Annotated in this window: 23 protein-coding genes and 1 tRNA gene; 10 read left to right on the forward strand and 14 right to left on the reverse strand. The window is 52.9% G+C overall.

The window, feature by feature from the left end; translation table 11 throughout:
- Window positions 1–39 precede the first annotated feature (39 nt).
- Complete coding sequence (locus tag FIU92_RS00225; RefSeq protein ID WP_152456651.1) at window positions 40–762, forward strand: hypothetical protein; 723 nt, start codon at window positions 40–42, stop codon at window positions 760–762.
- Here the strand turns inward: FIU92_RS00225 and FIU92_RS00230 are convergent, their stop codons facing one another.
- From FIU92_RS00230 to FIU92_RS00260, 7 genes are all read right to left on the reverse strand, one after another.
- Entirely contained in the window at window positions 763–1704 is a 942-nt protein-coding gene (locus FIU92_RS00230) for a metallophosphoesterase (protein ID WP_152456652.1), read from the reverse strand.
- Window positions 1694–3127, reverse strand: a complete 1434-nt coding sequence (locus tag FIU92_RS00235) for a hypothetical protein (RefSeq protein WP_152456653.1) — start codon at window positions 3125–3127, stop codon at window positions 1694–1696. Before FIU92_RS00235 ends, FIU92_RS00230 begins: the two co-directional genes overlap by 11 nt.
- A 781-nt stretch (window positions 3128–3908) precedes the next feature.
- A complete protein-coding gene (locus FIU92_RS22655) occupies window positions 3909–4082 on the reverse strand; it encodes a hypothetical protein (protein ID WP_170755412.1) in 174 nt (57 codons plus the stop codon).
- 41 nt (window positions 4083–4123) lie between these two features.
- Window positions 4124–4429 (reverse strand): hypothetical protein, encoded by a 306-nt coding sequence (locus tag FIU92_RS00240; RefSeq protein WP_152456654.1) that lies wholly within the window; start codon window positions 4427–4429, stop codon window positions 4124–4126.
- Between the two features lie 53 nt (window positions 4430–4482).
- Window positions 4483–5097 (reverse strand): hypothetical protein, encoded by a 615-nt coding sequence (locus FIU92_RS00245; protein WP_152456655.1) that lies wholly within the window; start codon window positions 5095–5097, stop codon window positions 4483–4485.
- Between the two features lie 55 nt (window positions 5098–5152).
- The gene (locus FIU92_RS00250; RefSeq protein ID WP_152456656.1) at window positions 5153–5452 is read right to left on the reverse strand and encodes a hypothetical protein; all 300 of its coding nucleotides are present in this window, start codon (window positions 5450–5452) and stop codon (window positions 5153–5155) included.
- A gap of 364 nt (window positions 5453–5816) precedes the next feature.
- Window positions 5817–6116 carry a hypothetical protein gene (locus tag FIU92_RS00260; RefSeq protein ID WP_152456658.1) on the reverse strand — a complete coding sequence of 100 codons (300 nt, stop codon included), beginning with the start codon at window positions 6114–6116 and terminating at the stop codon, window positions 5817–5819.
- Between the two features lie 556 nt (window positions 6117–6672).
- Between FIU92_RS00260 and FIU92_RS00265 the strand changes: the two genes are divergently transcribed.
- The 3 genes from FIU92_RS00265 to FIU92_RS00275 all read left to right on the forward strand — a co-directional run bounded on the left by FIU92_RS00265 (window position 6673) and on the right by FIU92_RS00275 (window position 8554).
- Window positions 6673–7188 carry a DUF805 domain-containing protein gene (locus FIU92_RS00265; protein ID WP_152456659.1) on the forward strand — a complete coding sequence of 172 codons (516 nt, stop codon included), beginning with the start codon at window positions 6673–6675 and terminating at the stop codon, window positions 7186–7188.
- A 75-nt stretch (window positions 7189–7263) separates the two neighbouring features.
- On the forward strand, window positions 7264–8034 hold the full coding sequence (locus FIU92_RS00270; protein WP_152456660.1) for a hypothetical protein: 771 nt from the start codon (window positions 7264–7266) through the stop codon (window positions 8032–8034).
- Window positions 8018–8554 carry a hypothetical protein gene (locus FIU92_RS00275; protein ID WP_152456661.1) on the forward strand — a complete coding sequence of 179 codons (537 nt, stop codon included), beginning with the start codon at window positions 8018–8020 and terminating at the stop codon, window positions 8552–8554. The genes FIU92_RS00270 and FIU92_RS00275 overlap by 17 nt, the downstream gene beginning before the upstream one ends.
- Window positions 8555–9357: 803 nt before the next feature.
- Here FIU92_RS00275 and FIU92_RS00280 read toward each other — a convergent pair.
- The 5 genes from FIU92_RS00280 to FIU92_RS00300 all read right to left on the reverse strand — a co-directional run bounded on the left by FIU92_RS00280 (window position 9358) and on the right by FIU92_RS00300 (window position 13670).
- Window positions 9358–10317: an ion transporter gene (locus FIU92_RS00280; protein WP_152456662.1), complete on the reverse strand. Its 960-nt coding sequence runs from the start codon at window positions 10315–10317 to the stop codon at window positions 9358–9360.
- Window positions 10310–11500: a low temperature requirement protein A gene (locus FIU92_RS00285; RefSeq protein WP_152456663.1), complete on the reverse strand. Its 1191-nt coding sequence runs from the start codon at window positions 11498–11500 to the stop codon at window positions 10310–10312. The genes FIU92_RS00280 and FIU92_RS00285 overlap by 8 nt, the downstream gene beginning before the upstream one ends.
- Before the next feature lie 198 nt (window positions 11501–11698).
- Window positions 11699–12352, reverse strand: a complete 654-nt coding sequence (locus FIU92_RS00290; RefSeq protein WP_254705331.1) for a DsbA family oxidoreductase — start codon at window positions 12350–12352, stop codon at window positions 11699–11701.
- A 3-nt stretch (window positions 12353–12355) separates the two neighbouring features.
- On the reverse strand, window positions 12356–13075 hold the full coding sequence (locus FIU92_RS00295) for a glutathione S-transferase family protein (protein ID WP_152456664.1): 720 nt from the start codon (window positions 13073–13075) through the stop codon (window positions 12356–12358).
- Window positions 13062–13670: an NAD(P)H-dependent oxidoreductase gene (locus tag FIU92_RS00300; RefSeq protein WP_152456665.1), complete on the reverse strand. Its 609-nt coding sequence runs from the start codon at window positions 13668–13670 to the stop codon at window positions 13062–13064. The genes FIU92_RS00295 and FIU92_RS00300 overlap by 14 nt, the downstream gene beginning before the upstream one ends.
- Window positions 13671–13883: 213 nt before the next feature.
- On the opposite strand from FIU92_RS00300, the gene FIU92_RS00305 reads away from it, so the two are divergent.
- From FIU92_RS00305 to FIU92_RS00325, 5 genes are all read left to right on the forward strand, one after another.
- Window positions 13884–14162 carry a helix-turn-helix domain-containing protein gene (locus FIU92_RS00305; RefSeq protein ID WP_254705332.1) on the forward strand — a complete coding sequence of 93 codons (279 nt, stop codon included), beginning with the start codon at window positions 13884–13886 and terminating at the stop codon, window positions 14160–14162.
- Window positions 14163–14668: 506 nt separating this feature from the next.
- A complete protein-coding gene (locus tag FIU92_RS00310; protein ID WP_152456667.1) occupies window positions 14669–15964 on the forward strand; it encodes a DUF3300 domain-containing protein in 1296 nt (431 codons plus the stop codon).
- Window position 15965: 1 nt separating this feature from the next.
- Entirely contained in the window at window positions 15966–16856 is an 891-nt protein-coding gene (locus FIU92_RS00315; protein WP_172978440.1) for a DUF2950 family protein, read from the forward strand.
- A gap of 236 nt (window positions 16857–17092) precedes the next feature.
- Window positions 17093–18391, forward strand: coding sequence for a TAXI family TRAP transporter solute-binding subunit (locus tag FIU92_RS00320; protein ID WP_152456669.1), 1299 nt, complete (start codon window positions 17093–17095; stop codon window positions 18389–18391).
- A gap of 192 nt (window positions 18392–18583) precedes the next feature.
- Window positions 18584–20458 (forward strand): DUF3604 domain-containing protein, encoded by a 1875-nt coding sequence (locus FIU92_RS00325; protein ID WP_152456670.1) that lies wholly within the window; start codon window positions 18584–18586, stop codon window positions 20456–20458.
- 556 nt (window positions 20459–21014) lie between these two features.
- Here the strand turns inward: FIU92_RS00325 and FIU92_RS23160 are convergent.
- Both FIU92_RS23160 and FIU92_RS00330 read right to left on the reverse strand, forming a co-directional pair.
- Entirely contained in the window at window positions 21015–21218 is a 204-nt protein-coding gene (locus tag FIU92_RS23160) for a DUF6538 domain-containing protein (RefSeq protein ID WP_371419724.1), read from the reverse strand.
- Between the two features lie 43 nt (window positions 21219–21261).
- Window positions 21262–21337 (reverse strand) — tRNA-Thr (locus FIU92_RS00330).
- Window positions 21338–21482: 145 nt separating this feature from the next.
- Here FIU92_RS00330 and FIU92_RS00335 point away from each other — a divergent pair.
- A complete protein-coding gene (locus FIU92_RS00335) occupies window positions 21483–22388 on the forward strand; it encodes a hypothetical protein (protein ID WP_152456671.1) in 906 nt (301 codons plus the stop codon).
- The last annotated feature ends 63 nt before the right edge of the window (window positions 22389–22451 follow it).

Raw genomic sequence — 22451 nt, forward strand, 5'->3', positions numbered from 1 at the left:
AAGCTGAATACGACATTCCCGTTTAAAACCGCGTTGTTGATGCTGCTGTTGCCAGGCGCTGCGGTGTCGCAAATCGATCCTGCAACGATGCTGGCCGGAGCTTCGGAATCAGAAATTCTGATCGAACGCCAATGGACTCAGTTTCGCGGCAAACAGGAACTGTATTTCTTTACTCTCGATGTGGTGGTCACGATCATTCTGGCTGGCTTGATCGTCTATCATCCGGTGAGACGCAAAGCCCGTAGAAGCATCGGCGACTTGGTCATGCCGAGGCTTTTCTTCCTTTATGCGCTTATCGGCATGGCTGTTGGATTCCTGGTTGTTCAACATGGGTCAATGATCGGATTCGTTATCTTTGGCATCGGCGCGTTGCTCAGGTTCCGATCCAATCTTGATGATCCGGTAGACACCGTTGAAATGATAGTCGTAACTGTTCTTGGTCTTGCGGTCGGTTTGGGCTTGCCACTGATGGCCACACTGGTAGCGATTGTGTGTTGGTGCTTCATTTGGCTCGGAGGGCGAAACAAGGGCGTGGAAGTTTCGCTCAAGGCTTCAGATGAAGAACACTCATTGAACGTCAGCGGAGACATTGAAGCCATGGCCGCAGACGCTGGCTGGAAGCTTGTCAGAAAACACCACGTCCCCGGCAAGTCTCGCGTTTCATTGCTTTTCATTACTTCGGGTGGACTTTCAGAAGCCCGGATCGAAGAGATGATAAACGATCTGGTCCCCGAAAAAGTCGAGTTGAAACTCAACCTCTAGTTATTTCACAAGGTCCAATCGTTTCAACACCGCATTCGGGGATCTGATCTCTTTCGGTAGTGACTTGAAGTTTACAGACCTTTCGAAATTGGGCCCTCGATATACTGCTATCCCAAACTCTCCGTTCGGCTGGAACGTAACATGAGTGAAGCTGTGTGGTGATCTGGCTTTTGAGCCGATAAGCCGTCGTGGACCACCGCCCAAACAAGCTTGGGAAACATAGGCCACACCGTCTTTCCAGCCTGGGTAGAAGGCATGATGGTGGCCGGACAGATGCAGAACGACCCCGCTTTGCAGGTAGATTTTCTCAAGTGTCGGGTCACCGATGATTTCGCGTTCGCGCTGGATCGCGAAGGGCCAAAGCGGCAGGTGACTGAAAGTGACAATCGGGTTTCCATTCGCCCCCAGCTCCTCAAGTTGGTCCTTCTGATCGCCGGATAGCGGCCCAAGGGTCGTGGCATCCAAAGACGCAAACGTGACGCCTTGCATCTCAAACGCGTAGAAGAACGGATAGTCATCCGAAACCAGGAAATCGACGTCTGGTTTTCTCGGCGCCCATTCCTCGGCGTAGATTTTTCTTTCACGTTCGAAACCACGGTAGGCAGAGGCATCATGGTTTCCCGGCGTGACCGCAAATGGAATTCCGGCAGCCTCCAGCGGGTCTGACACCGCCTTGTGAAACGCCTTCCACATCTCTCTGACCTGTTTGTCTGACAAGTTGGGAATGCGCTGACCCGCAACCATATCTCCGGTCGAAACCACCAGATCGGGATCAATCTCGATTATCCGTTCAATTGCCTTGTCGACACGGGCATCGTATTTTATCGAGCCGTAGCTTCCGTTCAGATCCGATATGACGATTACATCCAAAGCCGCCGCTTTGCAGGCAAGCAGAGCGGACCAAATCAACACCGCCGCGGTGACGGAGCGCTTACGGGTCATTACAGTCCACAGCCTTTACCTCGGTGTCGTTTTTCAAAAAGAATGCGACGGGGTCCAAGTCGAACATCAAAACACCTTTTGAACAATTGCTCTGGAGAATGGACGTTGCCAGCGCTGTATTTTTAACGGCTTGCGCAATCTGCCTATCTGACAGGCCAAAGCTTTGCGACAACCAGTCATAAATCGGGCCTTGCGTTTGAAGGTCATTATTCAAAGCAAACAAGCGCTGGTAAGTGCTTGGAGAAAAGTGTCGCATTTTCTCCAACATCTGAGTGGATTTCGCGAAGTTGGCATATTCGACACGCCCACCAGCATCGTTGTCGTTTAGATTGCTGCGACGGATCAATAATGCGTCGGCTGGAACATCTCCATCGTTTGGCTTATGGTGCTTGGCCTTCTTGTGCTTCAGGTCTCCGTCTTCGACCCAATACCAATAGGGTGTGAAGTCTATGTTTCCTACGCGGTCCTGCTGGCTAAAGATGAAGTCGAGCAGAACAATCTCGGTAAGTTCTTGCATCCAAAATGCCATCTGTTGGTCGCTGACATCGGGGCCGAGATCCTTGTTGATCTGCCGATCCTTTCGACCTTCCCTGACACCCTCTACAATGGCCTCGGGCAAGGGTTTTGAAGACCGCAAGGCCAAGAAGGCGGGTGTTTCCTGAAAATCGCGGTTTTGGCCTTTGCCCCAACCGGATTTACGGGTGCCGTTGATTTCCGAGCCGTAGCGATGACCGGGGCTGTCAAGCAGGACACCGTATATCTGCGTTCGATCCGCGGTGAACAGATCATCGGTTGGCTGGTACGAGTTCGGACCGGCATCCGCAGCCACGAATACCCGCCAGCCTTCATGGTTCATGCGCCCGCCATGAGAGCCACCAGAAATCGCAAGGCCGGGCTCTGCGACCTCGGTGAGATGCGCCTGAGCGTCCATGCTACGCCAGACCGCCACCGGAACGTTCACCGTCGCGTCGAAATACCTGGAGAAATGGTAGTAGAGCAGCGAAGAGGTTGAAAACGTTCCGCTTGTACCCTTCTGGTTCATGGTGGATTTGAATTTAGCCACCCTGTCCTTTGCCAGATCTTTTGCCGCCTTCCCCTCTTTGCAAGCGTTTCTCTCGAATTCGGAACGGTTCCCGGCGTAGGGTCCTTCCGAAATATCGTAGACGGCCATTCCTGGGCTGGTGCTCCAGGTTTTTGGGCAAACAGCAATTTCGGAGGCATAGAAATCAATCTCGCAATAGGTTGTTTCTTCCTCAAGATCGCTTTTCTTATACTCGCCCGTTGGAACTTTTTCGATCCGAATACAGCGTTCAGTAACGCCGTTGGGACTATCAAATGTCGTGGCTTCACCGAGAACATCGTCGTTCGCACACAAGATGGTGGGTGCAATGAAAGCAAGAGACCCCAGAAGATGGAACTTCATTTGAATAGTCCTCCGGATATCATCTAGGGCAAATCGCAGCCCGTTGTTCGGCGGAAATCTTCAGGTTGGGGTCGACACTGAAGTTGGAGAATTTTGCGTCAATCCACTTGTCGCATCCGCCTGAACATGGGGCACCGTTTCGGGCATCATTCCAATATTCCTTGGCCCTTTCTTCCGTCCAACCGCAAAACTGAACAAGCGCCATTGCCGACAGTGCGCCAGAGGAATGAACGCCCCACATGCAGTGTACCAGGACAGGGCCCTTTCCAGGGTTTTCAATTACTTCGTGTATGGATGCCATGACGGCACCGGGACGGGAGGATCTGGCGCTCTGATAGTCAAAGGATCCGTTCCCACAACTGGTGCGGCCGTACTGAGTGTTTTTGCCGAAGTCGGCATAAAACCCGGTTGAAAACCCTTTTTCGCACAAGGTTTCGCGTTGAACGTCACTCAGACCCGTTCGATCCTTGTCGCCGCCCTTGAAACCGGATCGATACAACACACCGCTTAAGACTGGGCGGAAGAAAGCGACGCCATCGACCCCTCCGTCGCCACTTTTTGAAAGCATTTGGCTGTTGCTAGGGCCACCGTTTCGGCTGGTGACGCCAGAAGTCGCAGCGGTTGCCAGAACACCAATGAATATGAGTGACGTCAAAAACCGCATGCGTGTTCCTTTCTGTGTTCAGCCCGTGATGCTCACACTTTTCCAGCCGGCAATCTCTCGGAGAGACACATTCACCGTAAACATCTTTGGTGGCGGTTAGCGTCCCGCCGCGAAGCTTCAAATTGGCCACACCAGATTGATGATAACGACGACCACGAAGTAGGCCAGAACAACTTTCCAATTCCACTGGTGTTTGTTTTCTTCGTTGATCACGCCGGCCGATTTCAATGCCAGGTTTGTGATAATCAAAGCGACAACGATGACCGCCGCATGTGCCAGATCGAAATGCAAACTAGAGCTCCTTTTTTCTGATTTGGGATTGTTGAAAATTGTCAGCAGTCGCCTGATGGCAGCATAGTTACATCTGAATACCTTCCTTCAGATGTCGTGATCCGCGCACATGCGCCGGTATCTTTGTTAAACCAGTAAGAGGTCAGCCCTTCGCTTCGGATAAGTTCAAACCCGAGACTTTGAATGCCCATTTCAGCCTGACCCGCTCTGGCCCCTTCAAATGACGAAAGATCGCTAGAGCTGCCCACAGTTGGTGCACTCGCATCCACTGACCCGCCACTCTCGTCGCATGCTGAGAGTACAGAAATACACACTGTACCGATCACCAAAAAGACTTTGGATTTCATCTGTTTTTTCCTAGCTGATTTGAGTTGCCGTTCCAGGGTTTTCCGTCGATCACCTATTCAATTCCGAAAATTACGTTGTAGCCGACGGAAGAGTTGCCGCGGTTGATGACCTCGACAACATGATCACCGGATTGCCACAGCTGCCCTCGATACTCCTTGTCCGCCGACATCAATCCCAACAGTTCAGAACCATCGGGGTTTCGAATAACGTAGTCCAAGGTGCCATTTCGCGGAGCAACGCGAACGTAAAGGAACTGTTCGTTTTTGGCGCCAAGGACGTATTGCTGGGACGCTCCGGGCGCGAGTTGGCCAACGAGTTCGGCGCCAGTTGAACCAGTATCAAATTTGACGCGTTGGCTTTCAGTAGATCCTTCGGCGCCGGCCATAGCTCCACCACCATCATCCATCGCCTCGACAACCGACATCTCTCCGATGCTTCCATCCTTGTACGCGATGCATCGCCAGAGTGTCCCACCTGCGTCACGTAGCATGACCAACGTGCCAGCTTCGGAAAACTCTGAGCTTTCAATCGTACCGGATTGACCGTCTGGCCCACCAACTTGCCGTAAATGATCGATACACGCGTCATCGGCTTCCGACATTGCAAGAGCAGCTGTGCCCGAAATTGCAAACATGGGTGTGAGGAGGTTCAGTAAACGGAGTTTCATCAGATTGTCCCCTGTTGGCTAATCCTTACAGTGTTCTTCTGTGCAAAGCGGAACATCACTTCGCTTCCCGCAACTTGGACAGAAACTCATCGCATGCCTGTGCGCTTCCGACGATCTCGTCCGTCGTTTCAATTCCTTGCAGGGATGCCATCTCGGAATTCACGCGATTGAGGATCTGATCCGCTTGCTCGGCGGTGATCAGATTCTCGGCTTGTGCGCCTTTCAATGTAGAGCAGACACCGGCGGACAAGCCTGTCGCAACGCCGACACCCATCGCGGCACCTCCACCCAAGGTCATCGCCCCAACCACGCCGAGGACGAGCCCGATCACGATACCCAAGATCACTTTTCCCATGTTTTCCTCCCTTTTGGTGGGAATGCGTTCGGCGTTCACTACTGCCGCAAACTGCGTACCCATTTGCAAATCAAGACCAGCGCTAGAAGATTGAAAACCGGTGCGAGCGCCGCGAACCACGGTTTGGTCGACTCCGAGAGCAAGTCCGCTACGAGTATCCAGGGCAACCCCAACGGCAAAAGGAACACCCCGGACAAAGGGTCTTTTTCTTGCCCCAACCAGCCAAATGTACCCGTCAAGAACGCAACCAACGCCAACAGGTAAAGGATCGCGAATATGATAGTGGCTATTCTACAAACCAAGTCGAGCATTCCGATGAGCGAGCCAGTGCTGCGCGGCCGTGTTCAGCCACGCACCAAACAGGTCACAATGCGCCTTCGTCGCCCAGGAACTCGATACCGGCTGTGGCGCCATCACTGTAAGCAATACAGTTCCATGGGGCACGATCCTCGCCAACGCCGACGGTGACCTGGGTTCCCGCCTCGCTGAACGCAGACGACAGAACAACGACTTGCGAATTGTTCGTTGTGTTGGCTACGTCTCGCAAACACGCTTGCTGAGCGGGCGTGAGCTCGGCAGACGCGCTTGACGTACCCGTATCGTCGCAGGCAGCAAGCAGTGCGAAACATGTCGTGCCTGCAACCATCACCATCTTGTTGGTCATTTTCTTCTCCCTTTAGGTTCTTTGATCTCAATTGAATTAGAGGCGACGTTTTGAAGCTCCAGCGCCTCAGCGGCCAATAGTACATACTCCGAACTGGTGACTGCCGTTCCCAAAAGACTCGCCATTCAAGGTTTGGCCGGCAGAACAATATTGCGTTGATCGCATGCACTGCCAACAACGCGTGACCGCACTGGAAAAAGCTGGAGCGAATGTTGGAAGAAGAGCTAGTATTTTGAGTCTTGGCATCGCGTTCTCCCAACGCTCGGTCATTGAAAACGCCTTCCGACTGCCAGCACTCACTCCGACAGTCGGAAGGGCCCGGTAAATCGGGCGACAGCGACAACAACGGAGGTAAAATAAAGTTGCGTCGAATTCTCATATTTGAATCTAATTTTTCATAAATCAATATTTTTTCCGCGCGTAAATTTCTCTAGGCTTTCGTGCGATAGGCTTTTGCTTTCAAACAAAAAGAATGTGGGGATTTTCGCAAAAGCGAGTGTTCCCTACGCGGCCAAGCGTTGTTGACGCCGCAAAGAAACGACGAAGGGACAAAAACATGGGATTCGTTGAAGCAGTAAAAACGTGTTTTTCGAAATACTACCAGTTCTCTGGTCGGGCTTTACGATCAGAATACTGGTGGTTCTTCTTGTTTGTGGTTCTCGTGAGTGCCGTATTAGCTTTGCTGGATACGATCATATTCGGGACCAATCCCGAAACGGGGCAGGGTTCTCGGGTTCTGTCCTCTGTTTTCCAACTGGCTGTTCTCATACCCATGCTGGCCGCCGGTTGGCGGAGGCTGCATGATACAGGACGACCTGGCTGGTATTTGCTGCTGCCGATGGCGCTTAGCATTACAACGCTTTTTGTTATGCTGGGTGGGGTGGCGTTCTTCTCGGTATTGGAGCAAGGAACGGAAAACCCCGATTCACTACGAGGACCTGCGGCAGTCTTGGGCGCAACCGGCATTGTTGTTTTCTCAATTCTTCAATTGGTTCTGTCCATCCTGATGATCTGGTGGCTAACGCGCCCTTCTCAAGAAGGCGCAAACGAATACGGCGCACCTGTTTCCTGATCTGGTTACCCGGGCGGTGGGCCCGACGCTCTGCTGAAAGAAAGAGCCAAATGCAACGCCGTGGAGAGAGAAAGAATGAATTTCAAGCCGATTTCCGTTGGAGCGCTGATGATGGCAATGGCAACCACAGCATCGGCGGAGTGGTCGTTCAGTTCCGGGCCTAGTCCCAATGCATTTATTCAGACCGGAAACATGACGCTGGAACTTCAGTGTAACCGTATCCGCTTTGCTCCGGCTGGATATGAGGACAGCCAGGACATTGTGCAGAAGCAGGGGCTTTCCATTCGATTTTTGAAGAACGGCACCACCGAAGTTGGGGCATTTCAGGTTGGCGCAGAAAACGCTGCCGTGCAGATCGTCGACAACTATCCCGTCGAAGTCAGTTTCAATAGTCAAGAGGACTATGGTTTTGTACTGGACCAGCTTGCGGCCAATGCATCGGTTAATCTGTCCATGATTGATCAAGATATCAGCTATGGAATCTTTGACTTGAAAGGTTCCAGCGCGGCAATTCAGTCCCTTCGTTCCGCCTGCGATTCAGGTGCTCGCCAGGGGGCCTCCTACGAAGCGCCCGAAGGCATCGCCTATTGTGGTGGCGGAGCGGTAGAGCGCGTGATCGAACCGGTAATTTTGGACACTCCGGACGGGGAGTGGGACGCGCGAGTATCGGTCAATGGCGAGTTGATCAGAGCCATGACCGCCTATAGTTATTTTGGAAACTCTAAGCCGCCGGCCGGATTTGTCGTCGCCCTGCTTGGGGAAGACAGGTCCGAGTTTCTGATTTTTAACGAAGGCGCGGAAAACTGGCTGGAATACGGGGACTTCAGATATGATCAATGCAATTGACGCCGCCTTCCAATCAGTTTCCCCAATAGAGCACCAGCTGAAGTATTTGGTTTCCGGGATCGTACTTGTTTCGGGACTAGTTTGGACCTCACCAGCTGTCGCGGCTGATGTATCGCAACTTCCGCCCGGTTTGCAGGCGAAGGTTGATCTGGCGGCACGAGCCTGCGCGGAGTTCAACGGCGGTCAGTTTGACATAGCCTGGGGCGCGGTTGAAAGGGTCGATCTCGACGGAGATCTACAACGCGACTGGGTTCTGAATGAGTCTGGTTTTGCGTGTTCAAGCGCTGCATCCCTTTACTGCGGTACCGGCGGATGCATGTCGCATTTTTGGGTTAGCGAAGAGGTGCATTCCCTGCTCAACCAAGGCTGGGCGGTCGTTGATTTTGGGAGCCAACGCATTGTCATCGCGGACGTGCATGGATCCGATTGCGAGGGAATCAATCCGACGCCATGCGTCAGCGCCAGTATTTGGGATGCCGAAGCCAAGACTTGGCGCTCGTCTGCTGGAAGCTGGGAGTAAACTGTTTTTTGTGTTTAGCAACTGTGCCAGAGGACCCTGTTTGTTCTTGGGATTCTCTGTGGCATGCAAATCTGTGGGATAGCTGTACAAAACTGTGACCGAATACCGCGCAGATTTATGGGTTAGGTTCTGCGGTTTTTCTTAAGTCACAGGGCGGCCTATACCCTTCAACCGCAGGTAAATCCCCACGACCTCAGACAAAAGAACAGATGACGAGGAGGCAACAGCGGCAGATCAGAGTGGTCGGCTCCTGCTGCATTTTGAAGCCTCGGCATGTGCTTCACCGCAAGTTCTTCGTCACGACACCTCAGGTGGTACCAGTATTAATCGAGCTGATCGGCAGCTCTTCTGGCTTTCATTTCAGCGATCATGGGCGACTTTGTGCGAAGGGAAGGCACGCGAGCAGCAACCAGACCACAGCCATTGGCACATTGCCGATTTTTGGGAAGGACGGGAATGGATGTAGGCTCCACAATGTTCAAAAACCAAGTTCCCGTTTTCGCAACACGTCGCGCCCCTGGAACAAGGGACGGCTGTTGGTACAGAAGCGGCCATGCGGCCAAAGCAGGCTTGGGTCATTCACCCCCGGCTTGAACTCGCAAAAACCTGAGAAAGCTTGCTCTGTTACATCGTGCTATCGACAGCAAGTTGCGTGGATGCCGTCGACAACACAGATCGCGTAGGACAGCAGCGAAACATCCAAGCACGCGAAATACTCTATTCGAAACCCCCTATTTTCACAGATCTGCTGTGATCCAGTTGGGAGCTCGGCACCTGATCAGTGGCAGGCCAATTGCTCACGCTTAGGGCTTGGCCTTTTGCACAGTTTGCCCGCAGGTAGGGCAGTGATCGGCCTGGGACATGGTCTCAGCGTGTACGCGGTTTCGGATATGATCGGCAGCGCGACGCGAGAGACCCAATTGCTTGCGAACGGCTTCAATAACGGCCTCGTCCGCGTCGCAGATATCGCCGTCTTCCAAGGCCTTTCGAAATTCACGTTCCAGGCTGGCTCGTCGGCGGTGCAACTGGTCGTTCAGACCGCTGGCAATGATCCCTGCGGGCAATGCGGCCATCCCAATGCCAATCACCGTGATCGCAGCGCCGAAGATCTTACCGGCAACTGTCACGGGCGTTACGTCGCCATAACCAACGGTCGTAAGCGTTGCCATCGCCCACCACATCGCCGCTGGGATCGATCCAAATGCCTCCGGTTGCGCCTCGTGCTCTGCCAGCCATGCACCGCTGGCAGCAAAGATCAGCATCACCATCAGGATGAAAAAACCTGCAAAAAAGGCGCCGGCCTCTTCCTCAAACACAGCGAGCAGCATTCCGAGTGCAGGCGAGTACCGAGTGAGTTTGAGGAGCCGCAACATGCGGAAGGTCCGCAACAGACGCAGATCAACCGGGAAGATCAAATAGAGCAGCGCAGGTAAAATCGCTAATAAATCGATGATGGCGATCGGGGAGACGGCCCAGGCAGCGCGCGTTTTGTAACTTGGATTTTCGGTGGCGACCCACAGTCTTGCCGCGTATTCGACAACGAATACGAATAGAGAAAAACCCTCAAAGAGGTTCAGCGCCAGGCCCCAACGAGTATATATGGAGTCGACCGTTTCCAGGATAACGGCGGCCACGTTCAGTGTGATGAGGGCAATTAGAGCTATTTCAAGCAACCATGGACCGGTGGCCGCCCTGTCCGGGCGCTCGAGCCACCAATAGACTTTCCTTTTTAGATAGCCCGAATTTGTAACTGCCTCACTCATGTCGAAACTGCGTCCAGGCGCGCGTCAGGGGGATCGCGATTTGCGATAGCAAGGCTGTGCCCCAGATCAGATTGCCAACCAACGAGGGAACATGGGGGACGATAAAGAAACAGGCAATAGCCAGAACGATCCCAAATACCCGCACATCCCAGCGCCCAAAGTCCGATGCAAGACGGTGTTCAATAACGTTCTGGAGCACCCAAAGCATGGCGATATATCCTGCAAGGCCGAAACAGCCAATGGCGGCATATTCGGTCGGGTATGGCTCCCAAAAACCGACTTTGACCTCGGCAGCTAAGGCCACGCCTACCATGACGCCGCATAACATCAATATCAGATGCGCAAGCCACCAGATGACCAATGTCGACACCTTCTTGTCGTTGGGCTTGGCGTTGCCGACAAAGTCAAAATAAATCCAGCACATGACGAACATCGAAACGCCACCGATGACGAAATTAACAAGCACATCAAGTGAGACTTTGTAGATGCCTTTCTCGGACAAAGTAACGACGAGTTTGAAGAACCCTTCGCCCAGAACGATCAGTGTCAGCAGAGCAAACCGTTCCGCCATATGGCCAAGGCGCGGGACGAAACGTTCGAAGCGCAATACAGTGAGGCCTGGGATCATATACATCGCCTGTGTGGCCGCCATTGCGGCAGCAAACACCCAATAGGCCAAGGGTGTTGGCAGAAATGCCGTGATGGCAAAGATCACCGCAAAAACCGAAAAATTCCGGATCTGGGCCGTCGACATGGACTCGCCAGATGAATTGACCCGCCGGGCGCGATAGTACAGCGCCGCAAGCAGGACCCTGTTCGCGGCAAATCCTAACGCGAAGAAAACCCAACCCTTTCCGTCAATAGCCGGGATCGCCGCTGCCATGAACATTACCGTGCAGATCATCACGGCCATAATCAGCCGGTGCCAGAAATCGGTGCTGACGAAGATCGAGTTGAATATGCTGAGTTCGCCCCACGCGTACCAGAGCGTGATGAAGACCCCAGCGAACACAAGAAACCCATGCAGATCGAGATGATGCGACAAGTAATTTCCCAGCAGAAAGATCGTCACGACATGGATCAGGTCGTAGAACAGCTCGGCCCAGTGGACATGATCATGTGCATGGTCAAGGTCCTGGTGATGTTGGGGCTTTCGCCACATGGGGTGGTCATGCAATGCCATAAAATGGGAACTCTTCAAGGTTGAAAGGCTGTGGTGGCCGACAAGCGGCCACCCAGATTGAGTTTCACTATAAGATGAAGGTTGTCGCGGAGACTTTCGTCATGCAACCCCCACAATGGTTGTTCAGCGATGGCATGCCAGGCAATACCCGCCCGATCGTGGGTTTATTGCGCTGGCAGTGCCCGGTATTCACGGATGTCACGCGGCCCTGTCGTCTCGTAGATGCAGCAGGATGCGGGCGTAGTTTTCCTCGCCCTGCGCGCCGGTCACAAGGTGACGTTTGTCGAACACCATTGCGGGCACACCCTGAACTCCTCGGCTGATCCAAAATTGCTCTTTCTGGCGCACGTGATTGGCCCGATCTTGGCTTTGCAACATGTCCAACGCATCCGCGCGGTTCAGCCCGATGCCAGCAGCCGCATCGGCCAGAACCTGTATGTCCGAGACGTTTTCGCGGCGTGTAAAGAACGCCGAAAAAAGGGCCTGCTTCATTTCATGGCCGTTGCCTGGTTCGGCGGCCCAGTCAATCAATTGATGCGCACGGAAGGTGTTATACATCCGCATGTCATCGGCGTAATTGAACGTGAACCCCAGTGCCGCGCCCATCTCTGTCAGGCGGGCTCGTGCCTTGATCGACCCTTCCAGCGTCGTCCCGTATTTCGATGCCAAGTGGTCGCGCAGGTTCTTACCACCCTCGGCCATCTGTGGATTCAACTCGAATGGATGCCAATGGATATCCAGTTCGGTCTGAGTGTCGCGCGCGGCTTTGGCAAGTTGGTGATAGCCGATCACACACCAAGGACAAACAACGTCTGACACGATATCGACGCGAATAGGCAGAGCAGCTTGCACGGCTCAGGTTCCTCTCACGTCGCCGGAAAAACGCGCCGCGTTTTCCTTGGCAAAGGCGCTGGCATCTGCGTCAGCATCCCAGAACTGTGGGTTAGCCTTGGGGATGGTTAGCGCTCGCTGGACGGCAGGTCGCGCATCCATACGGTCGAACCAGGCGTTCAGATGCGGTAGGTCCGACACATCCACCCGTGCCCAGACATAAGCACGCGCCCACGGGTACAGCATCATGTCGGCAATGGTGTATTCGTCCGCTGCGATCCAGTCCCGCCCGTCCAGACGCGTATTCATCACCTCCATCAACCGGCGGCTTTCTTCCACGTAGCGACGGATTGAAAAGGGCTCTTCATGGCCATTAGGCGCAGCGATGTGCTGGAAATACATCGCTTGTCCCATCATCGGCCCGACGTGACCGACCTGAAAAAGCATCCACTGCATTACCTCGGACCGCTTGGCCGGGTCCGAAGGCAGGAATTTTCCGTATTTCTCGGCCAGATGCCACAGGATCGCGCCGGATTCGAAGATCGCGCGGCCTTCCGAACGGTCCTCAATCGTTGGGATCTTTCCGTTCGGATTAAGCGCTAAATAGTCTGGCGCCTTCTGCTCGTGTTTGGAAAAGTTGATATGGGTCAGGTCGTAGGCGATACCTGCCTCTTCCAGAAAAATGACCGGTTTGTAGCCGTTCATCGTGCCTGCGGTATACAGGTGAATATCAGGCTGGGACATGTTCAACCTCGGCAAATGTGGTTTTCAGATGTGCGTCAAATCGAGCAAAATCGGCCTCGATTTCCGGGTTCTTCATAACATCGAATGCAGCAAAAGTCGTAAGGGGCTGCATGGCAAAGAACTTTGCGTTCAGGTGCATTGGCGCTAGCAGGTCGTCGACGCTGGCACCCGCAAAGAAAGGCTCGGACTCGTCATCGAATGCTTCTTTCGGGGCGTTGAAGGTAACTGACAGCATGTATTTCTTACCGTTTAGCGTGCCGCCGGTACCGTAATTGACTTTGGGCGCGTCGGTCGTTCGGCCGTCACCTGCACACAAGCGGCCGTCCATACCGGTCGTGTACACCTCATCGATGTATTTCTTGAAAACCCAAGGAACGCCCATCCAGTTCACCGGGAACTGCATGATGACTGTATCGGCCCACAGGTGCGCGTCGACCTCTGCATTCGCGTCATATCCATCAGCGACAGTGGTCACGCGCACGTCGTGCCCCATTGCTGCCAGCGTATTCCGCGCACGTTCAACGAGGCTTGCATTCAACTGTCCGGGGGCGAATTCGTAGGGCTGGGTGCCGTTCACGATCAGGATTTTGCTCATGTCCATATCCATATGTGCAGTTTCTGAACCCTTGACTTTCGCCGGGTTCAGAAAGCATTTGAGAGTGTAGGTATGAGAAATCAACCAGTATACTTTTGGTAACCTGGCTATCTGAGCGGAAGGATGACAATGCGAGCGCGGATTGAAGAGGACGCCAAAGGCCGTCGACAGGTCTCGGAGGCCTGTCTGGAGCCATGCGCAATCGAAAGAGGTATGCGGATCATTGGCGGAAAATGGACCGGATCGATTTTGTGGCACCTCAAAGATGGCCCCGTGCGTTTTAACGATCTATCGCGTATGATCGGTGGGGCTAGTAAGAAGATGATCGCTGAGAGATTACGCCAACTTGAGGAGCAGGGTTTGGTTGCAAGACAAGTGATGGATACTTCCCCTGTTTCGGTTCAATATTCCATCACCGAGTTTGGCAGCACAGCCCTTGGATTCCTCGATAAGCTAAGAAAGTGGAGTGAAGAGCTGCCTAACGATTTATAGCGATGACTTTTATATGCTTGCTCTTACCTTAAAGCTTAAGTTTTTAATGACCCCGCAACAAACTTGTAATTTCTTCAACACTGCAAATGAAGGGGCTTGGCGACGCAGAACAGAATTCCGCGAGACTGTTGTTTATGAAAGCTATTTGCGCGAGTTTTGACAAGAAATGATCGAAATATACCAAAGCGAAGCTTTGGTGCAGCAGTGTGTTTTGGAACGACTTTCTACGGGGCCGTTCAATGACATTTGAACTGACACGTGCCGTAACAGCCGGCCCGCAGACTGCTAGTTCTGCCAAATCGAGTTCTCGCATCCGCAGCGAACGGCTGCTTTGTTCGCAAAGCTGTCATTCGAGGTATTGTGTCAAACGTCCAAATCGAGCCCAAAGAGGCCACTCGCTCAAACTTGGCTGGGTGCCGATAATTGTCCCATAACCGTCTATTTGACTGATTGGTTGCCAGAATCGCAGTCTTAGGTGATCCTTCAAGAAATCGAAGGATCGCAATATGTTCAGGTTTCTATTAATTGCATTCGGTATTTGCGTATCTACTTCCGCGTTAGCGCAAGAGTCGTCCGAAGATGTAGCGGCAAAAGATGATATCTCGGCGACCTCATCCAGCCTGCTAACTGGCGCTGAGTTGCAGACATTGGTCGCCCCGGTTGCTCTTTATCCCGACACGCTTCTCATACAGATATTTGTCGCGGCCACCCAGCCGTTGGAAATTGTTAAGGCTGAACGGTATCTGCTGGACAACGCCGATCGCGACCCTGCTGAGCTTGAGCTGGAAATCGAAGCAATGGGATGGGATCCTTCCGTCAGTGTGTTGGCGACGGCGTTCCCCGAAATTGTTGGTCAGATGGCCACCCATATTGACTGGACCGAGACAGTCGGCACAGCCATGTTGGCCCAGTCCGATGATGTGATGGATGCGGTGCAGGTCATGCGGGATCAGGCAATTGACAGCGGCGCTCTTGTTTCAGGGCCCGAGCAAACTGTCGAAGTATCTGACGACGACACAGTGATAATTACACCGACGGAGCCCGAAACGGTATACGTCCCACAATACAATCCCGAGACTGTTTATACTGGCCGGTCAACCGGGGATGTTGTGGGCGCCGCATTACTGACTTTTGGCACTGTTGCCCTGATCGACGAGATTTTTGACGACGACGATGATTGGTACGACTATTGGGGGTGCCGAAATTGTGGTGGTTGGGGCGGCGGTCCAATTTACAGAAATCCAGACATCGATATTGACGTCGATGGCAACGTCAATATTGGCAATGATATAGATTTAGGTGACCGAACGAATATCGGATGGAATCCCGATCCTGACCGGCAACAGGAGGCCCGGAACAAAATAGCTGACCACAAAAGACCTGAAGGTGGCCGTGGCGACTTGCCGGTTAACCGTCCTGACGGTCGCACCGATGAACTGCGTGCAAAGTTGAGCCGAGAATCTGGTGCTGCGGATATTAGCCTAGACCGCGGGGCGGCCGCGGCTGCGGTCGGTGCAGGGGCTGTAGCAGGCGGGGCTTTGGTGAACCGTGGCAACGCTAATCGGGACAAGGTCGCCGCAAAGCAACAGGCTATTGATCGCACCAAACGTCCAGATGCTACGAAAAAGCCAGTCGCGCAAGGACCGCAGACTGCGAAGAAGCCGTTGGCGAAGAAGGCCGTATCGGCGCAGGGCAAGCCCAAGGCATCCAAAGGGCAAGCGATGAAGAAAAAAGCGTCCGGTAGCAGAACGCAAAGCGCGTCCAAGCGTGGACATGCAGCTAAAGGCAAGCGGAGACGGTAAGGTGCGTAGATCAGTATTTACAATTTTGTTGCTCGCCGGGAGTGCAAGCCCGGCCCTCTCTGGCGGGGCCAACTTCGATACCCCGCAATCCGCACTGGATGCTTTTGTTGGTGCGTTGAAGGCCAATGATCAGAGCAAGATGCTCGAAGTTTTTGGTCCTGAAGCCGAAGACTTGGTGGGAACGGGCGATCCGGCGGAAGACCAAGAAAGAAGGCAGGAAGTGCTAAGCATGTACGCTGAGGGGTATCGCTTTCAGCCTGAGGATGAAGGGGTTGTACTTCTCCTGGGTGAAGACAGTTGGCCTTTTCCAATTCCAATTCTGCGTACAGATGACGGTTGGCGCTTTGACCTGGAAGCAGGGATCGAAGAGCTTTCAGCCCGCGAAATAGGTTTGAATGAGTTGGAAGTGATCGAATTGCTTGAGGCCTATGTCGATCTGCAGGCAGCTTTCCGGCTTGTGGATCATAACGGGAATGGCGTTATGGAATTCGCTCAGACGATCATTTCAGATCCGGAAGAGCAAAACGGACTCTTCTGGCCTGGAAAAGACAGCCTTGTCGGTGCAGCGCTTGCCCGCGCCGCAGCTTCGGGGTGGAGTGACGGTCAGGTTGACTATGAAGCCGAACCGTTTCTTGGCTATTATTACACAATCCTGCAAGAGCAGGGCCCTAACGCTCCGGGGGGTGCCTACTCTTATTTTGTCGGTGATCACTTTGTTGCAGGACATGCCTTGCTGGCAATACCGGCAGACTATGGAGAAACTGGCATCCATTCCTTTCTGGTTGGCGAAAACGGCATAGTCTACGAGGCAGATTTTGGCCCGGAGACACTCAGTATTGCAGCTGAAATTTCTGCCTATGATCCAGGCACGAATTGGTCGCCGGTCGAATAGTATTTGGATTGATAGTGGCGCTTAAGCTCTGCGCTTTGCTGCGACAGCCAGTTTTTGATTTCAAACTCCTTCAAGCGCATTTGGTTTTTTGCGCACCCACTAAATATGTCGGGATACTTGAACCGAAGAACTCGAACTTTCGAGTGCTTCTCACTGTGATCGGTTTCTCGGTGGCAAAAAGATTGCTATCAAATGAGAACGAATTATCGATTCCGATCATCTGAATGTGAGAATAAATGCGCTTAGCTCTTTTCATTCTCTTTCCGATTATATTTGTCGGTTTGCTTGTTTTTCTGATCTTTGGCTTGAAGCCGCCCAACAGTATTAAGCTAGCTGCTGGCATAAACGGCGGGGGATATTGGCAAGTTGGACAACTCTACAAAGCAGAACTTGCACGTGACGGCATTCAGGTAGTTTTAGTAGAAACCGAAGGGTCCGTTGAGAATATTCAGAGACTTGTTTCTGGCGAAGTGGATGCCGCATTTGTTCAAGGCGGCCTCGAACTCCCTCAGGACGAAAGCTTACAGTCTCTGGGTGCCATTTTTCTTGAACCCATGGTGGTGTTTCGCGGAAAGTCTAGTCCAGTCGGAGCTAATGCAGGAGAATGGGGAGACATACGCTTAGCTGCAGGATCTCAGGCGTCTGGTACTCGCGCCGCCGCTTTAGCGCTAATTGAGGCCGCTGGGTTGCAAAATGTCGGCATAGACCTCGTCGATGTCGGGGGCCATGATGCGATAGGGGCGTTGTATGCCAACGAAGCGGATGCCGCGTTGTTTGTCGCTCCACTCGATGCACCTTACCTTATGGATGCAATTTTTGATCCAGAAATCATTTTCGTCCCTATGGCTTTGGTCGACGCCCTTGCATTGAAACTTTCCGGAGCGAATTCGGTAACTGTGCCGGCAGGATCAATCACACTCGACCCTCCGAGACCACCAGAGGATGTTAAGATCTTAGCATTGCGAGCTTCACTTATCGCCGCATCCGATCTGCACCCTGCAGTAACCGATAGGTTGGTAAATGCAGCAAAGAACATTCATAGCGAACCTAATATTTTGCAAAGTGCGCGCGAGTATCCAAACACGGCTTCGCCACCTGTACCATTAAACAAGATTGCCACAGAACTTATAAACTCTGGGCCAAACTTTTTGCATGGCGTCCTGCCATATTGGATCGCGGCGCAGTTTGGCAGCGTATTGTTATTGCTGTTGCCTTTGTTGTTCTTAGTACCGTTTCTGCGGATCGTTCCGTCTAGTTACGTGTGGTTTCAAAAGCGCCGGGTCTGGCGTTTTTATCAGCGCATCGCTGCGCTTGAGGAGGAACTCGGCAAGGCACAGACCTCAACTGAAGTAGAAGAGGTCGCCAAAAACATCGAAGAAGTGGACACCGCCCTTGCAAATCTGAATCTGCCTCTCGCATACCGCCAGGGAGCATATGATGCACGTTTGCACATAGATCTAATTCGACAGGAGATTGCGCGTCGTCGAACTGCCAAAAATGATGGAACCCCGGCCTTCTCAAGCAAACCAACTTAAAATACCATTTCTATTTGAGACTTAGGTACGGTCGTATGCTTTAATCATTGCGGGACAGTACTTTGGGCTCGCAGCCATCATTAGCAGAGTTTTCTTTTGCGGCAGCTATGCTAGGCGAAAATAGTTTAGATTTTGCGTCATGGTTACTTGTATTGAGCGTTGTAAGCTCTGAACAAAATAAGAGGTTAGGAAATGTTCCGTTTAGCATCTATTTTGACTGTTGCTTTTACTGCTGCCGCGCATGCCGAGGACATCCCGAACACTCAACCCGGTGACAGAGAGTATTCCCCCTACCCACAACAAAACTTCCTTAATCAGGTCTTTTTCGGCGACACCCATTTGCATACATCATACTCTGCCGATGCTGGGATGATCGGAAATGTACTTGGCCCTGATGAAGCGTACAGGTTTGCCAAAGGCGAAGTCGTTACATCCAGCACCGGCGTCGAAGCGAGGTTGCGCCGACCATTGGATTTTCTGGTTATTGCCGATCACGCCGAGAACCTTGGTCTTGCGCCGCTGCTCTCAGCCAAAGATGCCACGTTGCTCTCTACAGAGTTTGGCCAGCAATTGAACGCGGCTGTCGAGGCCGGTGATCCCGTCGGCGCATGGTCGATTTGGAGCCAAGCCAAGTCCACTGGCACAGACCCCTTGGCGGATTATCAGGAGATTTACCAAACAGCGTGGAGCAACATTATCTCTGCCGCAGAGGCACACAATCAACCGGGTTTGTTTACTGCGCTTATTGGGTTCGAGTGGACCTCAAACCCACAGCGGAACAACCTGCACAGGAATGTCATATTCAATGGTGGCAAAGAGGGCGCTGACAAGATCATCCCGTTCTCGAACTTTGACAGCTTCGACCCCGAAGACCTTTGGGCATGGATGGAACAAGCCGAAGAGACAACAGGCCAAAAGCTGCTCGCGTTCCCGCACAATGGCAATTTGTCCAACGGGTTGATGCTCGACGAAGTGCGCTTGTCCGGCGAACCGTTCGATGTTGAGTATTTCAAACAGCGTGCCAAGTGGGAACCGATCTACGAAATCACACAAATGAAAGGTGACGGCGAAGCACATCCCATGCTGTCACCTGACGATGAATTTGCCGACTTTGAAACGTGGGACAAAGGACAACTTGGACCAGAGCCCAAGACACCGGAGATGCTTCCACGCGAGTATGCACGCGCGGCATTGCGTCGTGGACTAGGATACGAGGCGGAAACTGGGACAAACCCGTTCAAGTTTGGCGTGATCGGCTCAACTGACGCTCATACATCGCTGTCCACGGTTGGCGAGGACAATTTCTTCGGGAAAGTCGCGGCTGTTGAACCTACTGCTGACCCGATCCGATTTGAAGAAGTCGTCGGCGGTATTGGTGGTGACGAGAGTGTTGCACAATATGCATGGCAGACTTCGGTGTCGGGTTTGGCGGCCGTTTGGGCAAGGGAAAACACCCGCGAGGCGATTTGGGATGCTTTTGCTCGGAAAGAAGTCTATGCAACCACGGGGCCGCGCATGCGTGTTCGCGTTTTTGCCGGATTTGAATTCGACGAAACCGACCTGCCACGTGCGGATTTTGCCGCGTATGGATATGAAAATGGCGTCCCTATGGGGGCGGATTTGCCAGTTGATAGTGATGGTCGATCTCCGCGATTTCTCATCCGTGCTCTCCGCGACCCCGATGGGGCCAACCTCGACCGTATTCAGATTGTCAAAGGCTGGCTGAACAGTGACGGCACAACGTCGGAACGTATTTATGATGTTGCTTGCGGCGAGCGTGAACTTGTAAACGCGGCGTGTGACGGCCCGGTTGGCAATATGGTGGATGTAGAAAACGCGTCTTGGACAAATGACATCGGCGAGGCAATTCTCGCCGGATATTGGGAAGACCCGGACTACGACCCGACGCAAAGCGCGTTCTACTACGTCAGAGTGCTGGCCATACTAACGCCGCGCTGGACGACATACGATGCCAAGGTGTTCGGGACAGAAATCCCTGACGAAGCCCCTTGGTCGATACAAGAAAGGGCTTATACGTCGCCTATCTGGTACACAACTCAGGGATGATTGGTATTAGACTAAGATTGAAATTCACTTAGTCTGCCCTGGGTTCGAAGCCCTCTTCCAAGTGTTTTATTTAACGTCAGCTTTCGGACCATTTGCAGACGCCGATTCCCGTGCGTTCAAGGTAGCGAGGTCAGACATTTTGCGGATGTGTCACATCTTTATTGGCGGTGGCCACAGATTTCTGAACTCAGAACCCTCACTTTGTTTAATAGAAGCGGATCGAACTTCCTCGTGCCGCAGTGAGCAAATGAGGTTGATATACCAAACATGACGCAAGATCAGCTGGCGGAGCGGTGGCACATGGTGACTGCGATGGGCTGTGATCTGACGGTTGCAGCACGCTGCGCCATCACCAAGGGTCTCTACGTAACGCGGTCCTACAGGCACTTGGGCATGGCCCTTCAGTCGAAGATAGTTGGCCCAGCCTTCGATAGCTTGACCGTCTCCCGCATAGTGGAAAACGCAACGAACGTCACCGGAGCGGTATTGGCGTATTGCGCCGTCGAAGCATGTGTTTGCCCGGTAAGTCGCTGTCCTTGACCCGAAGGTGATACCATTATTCGTCAAGATATTGTGCAGCTCTTGTAGCCCTTAGTGCTGTCACTGAAGCTGATCTGGTTCTCAGTATGTGTGAGATTTTCGACCACGTGTAGAGTTGCTTCAGATCCTTCGGGACTATCCGCACAAAGTAGAAAACGCCATCTTTGACAAATGAGTGGGGTGCAGTTTTGTTCTCCGCCACGTTCTGCGGTGGCTCCATCCTGAGATAAAGTTGATGATTTACAATGTTTTAGCGGATGCTGTGGTGCCCCCACACGGACTCGAACCGCGGACCTACTGATTACAAATCAGTTGCTCTACCAGCTGAGCTATAGGGGCACTGGCTGTCGATTACTTCCTCTGGCAGTAGACTGCAAGCCTGAATTTTAGCCCAAACTTAGACATTGCCCGATTTCCTGAGAACGTGCAAAAAAACGCTGAATTCATCCGTTGCAAATATCTCGCGAGTGTAACGGACGCGGCTATGCAGAAAAGCCAAGGGGTAAAGGAAAAAATGCAGGTTGCCATACACGCCGGTGTTGCCTTTTCGGATGAAGGGCTGGTGATGTCCTCGCTTGGCGCGAACAGGAGCGTACTGGCCAAATACCGAACTGCGGTTCTGGGGCCGCGTCGGTCCCGGCTATTCGTCAAAGTGATGTCTGACTCGATTCTGCAGGGTGTATCTGATGCAGACGCACGGAACAGATTGTCCGAGCTTGTTGCCGGAAACCAGAATCTGGACCGTGTGGTTGTGTCGAGCGACAAGTTCTTTGGCCCCAGGCGCACCGCGCTGCAAGACGGCCAGATCTATCCGTTTGCAGGGAATAGAACAGCCCATACGGGCACTCTGCTGGACGGCGTGCAGGTTCAAGTGTTTGCAGGGCTGGTGAACCCCGGGGTTTTTATCCCAAAGATTCTGGCCTCGATCCATGAAGACCATCGGCGGGACATTCTGGCCAGCACTGATTTAAGCTGCCTCAGCTGGCTTGGCATGATCGAAGACCTGCGGGATCTTGCGCCTCAGGTTCAGCTCACCTTGTGGGAACACGAGAACTCCCCGCTTATCTGGGGCGATATCATCCGCGCCATAGCGGGACTGCCTGATGAGGCTGTGCTTCATGAAGAGTTTGCATTCCTGTCCTCCCTTTTGACAGAAGCCGGACAACGTCATGTATTGGACATCGTGAGAAAAGGGAACGCCATCGATCACGGCCGCCGACGTGAAGAGATGGCGAATACTCTGGACGAATACGCCCGGCCGGAGCAAATCGAAGAAGAGCTCGATTTACCGGGCTGGAATTCCGACATAGTTGAAGCGTTCACAGAGCTTTACGAACAGGATCTGGCCACGATCCGGTCCATGCCTGACGTTCGTTTTTTGCAAATCTGATCGGTTTGCGCAGTGCCGTTGGATTGGGTGCACAAATGGCGCGAAGGGAGCTTTTTTCACGAA

Origin of the sequence: Ruegeria sp. THAF33 (assembly GCF_009363615.1) — a bacterium.
GTDB lineage: Bacteria > Pseudomonadota > Alphaproteobacteria > Rhodobacterales > Rhodobacteraceae > Ruegeria.

Excerpts from the sequence above, each read along its gene's own strand:
- FIU92_RS00305 (WP_254705332.1), top strand. The coding sequence starts at position 13,884 with ATGCGGATCATTGGCGGAAAATGGACCGGATCGATTTTGTGGCACCTC.
- FIU92_RS00235 (WP_152456653.1), bottom strand. The coding sequence starts at position 3,127 with ATGAAGTTCCATCTTCTGGGGTCTCTTGCTTTCATTGCACCCACCATC.
- FIU92_RS00250 (WP_152456656.1), bottom strand. The coding sequence starts at position 5,452 with ATGGGAAAAGTGATCTTGGGTATCGTGATCGGGCTCGTCCTCGGCGTG.
- FIU92_RS00325 (WP_152456670.1), top strand. The coding sequence starts at position 18,584 with ATGTTCCGTTTAGCATCTATTTTGACTGTTGCTTTTACTGCTGCCGCG.
- FIU92_RS23160 (WP_371419724.1), bottom strand. The coding sequence starts at position 21,218 with ATGGAGCCACCGCAGAACGTGGCGGAGAACAAAACTGCACCCCACTCA.
- FIU92_RS00270 (WP_152456660.1), top strand. The coding sequence starts at position 7,264 with ATGAATTTCAAGCCGATTTCCGTTGGAGCGCTGATGATGGCAATGGCA.
- FIU92_RS00275 (WP_152456661.1), top strand. The coding sequence starts at position 8,018 with ATGATCAATGCAATTGACGCCGCCTTCCAATCAGTTTCCCCAATAGAG.
- FIU92_RS00285 (WP_152456663.1), bottom strand. The coding sequence starts at position 11,500 with ATGGCATTGCATGACCACCCCATGTGGCGAAAGCCCCAACATCACCAG.
- FIU92_RS00295 (WP_152456664.1), bottom strand. The coding sequence starts at position 13,075 with ATGTCCCAGCCTGATATTCACCTGTATACCGCAGGCACGATGAACGGC.
- FIU92_RS00335 (WP_152456671.1), top strand. The coding sequence starts at position 21,483 with ATGCAGAAAAGCCAAGGGGTAAAGGAAAAAATGCAGGTTGCCATACAC.
- FIU92_RS00260 (WP_152456658.1), bottom strand. The coding sequence starts at position 6,116 with ATGACCAACAAGATGGTGATGGTTGCAGGCACGACATGTTTCGCACTG.
- FIU92_RS00240 (WP_152456654.1), bottom strand. The coding sequence starts at position 4,429 with ATGAAATCCAAAGTCTTTTTGGTGATCGGTACAGTGTGTATTTCTGTA.
- FIU92_RS00300 (WP_152456665.1), bottom strand. The coding sequence starts at position 13,670 with ATGAGCAAAATCCTGATCGTGAACGGCACCCAGCCCTACGAATTCGCC.
- FIU92_RS00230 (WP_152456652.1), bottom strand. The coding sequence starts at position 1,704 with ATGACCCGTAAGCGCTCCGTCACCGCGGCGGTGTTGATTTGGTCCGCT.
- FIU92_RS00320 (WP_152456669.1), top strand. The coding sequence starts at position 17,093 with ATGCGCTTAGCTCTTTTCATTCTCTTTCCGATTATATTTGTCGGTTTG.
- FIU92_RS00265 (WP_152456659.1), top strand. The coding sequence starts at position 6,673 with ATGGGATTCGTTGAAGCAGTAAAAACGTGTTTTTCGAAATACTACCAG.
- FIU92_RS00245 (WP_152456655.1), bottom strand. The coding sequence starts at position 5,097 with ATGAAACTCCGTTTACTGAACCTCCTCACACCCATGTTTGCAATTTCG.
- FIU92_RS00310 (WP_152456667.1), top strand. The coding sequence starts at position 14,669 with ATGTTCAGGTTTCTATTAATTGCATTCGGTATTTGCGTATCTACTTCC.
- FIU92_RS00280 (WP_152456662.1), bottom strand. The coding sequence starts at position 10,317 with ATGAGTGAGGCAGTTACAAATTCGGGCTATCTAAAAAGGAAAGTCTAT.
- FIU92_RS00225 (WP_152456651.1), top strand. The coding sequence starts at position 40 with ATGCTGCTGTTGCCAGGCGCTGCGGTGTCGCAAATCGATCCTGCAACG.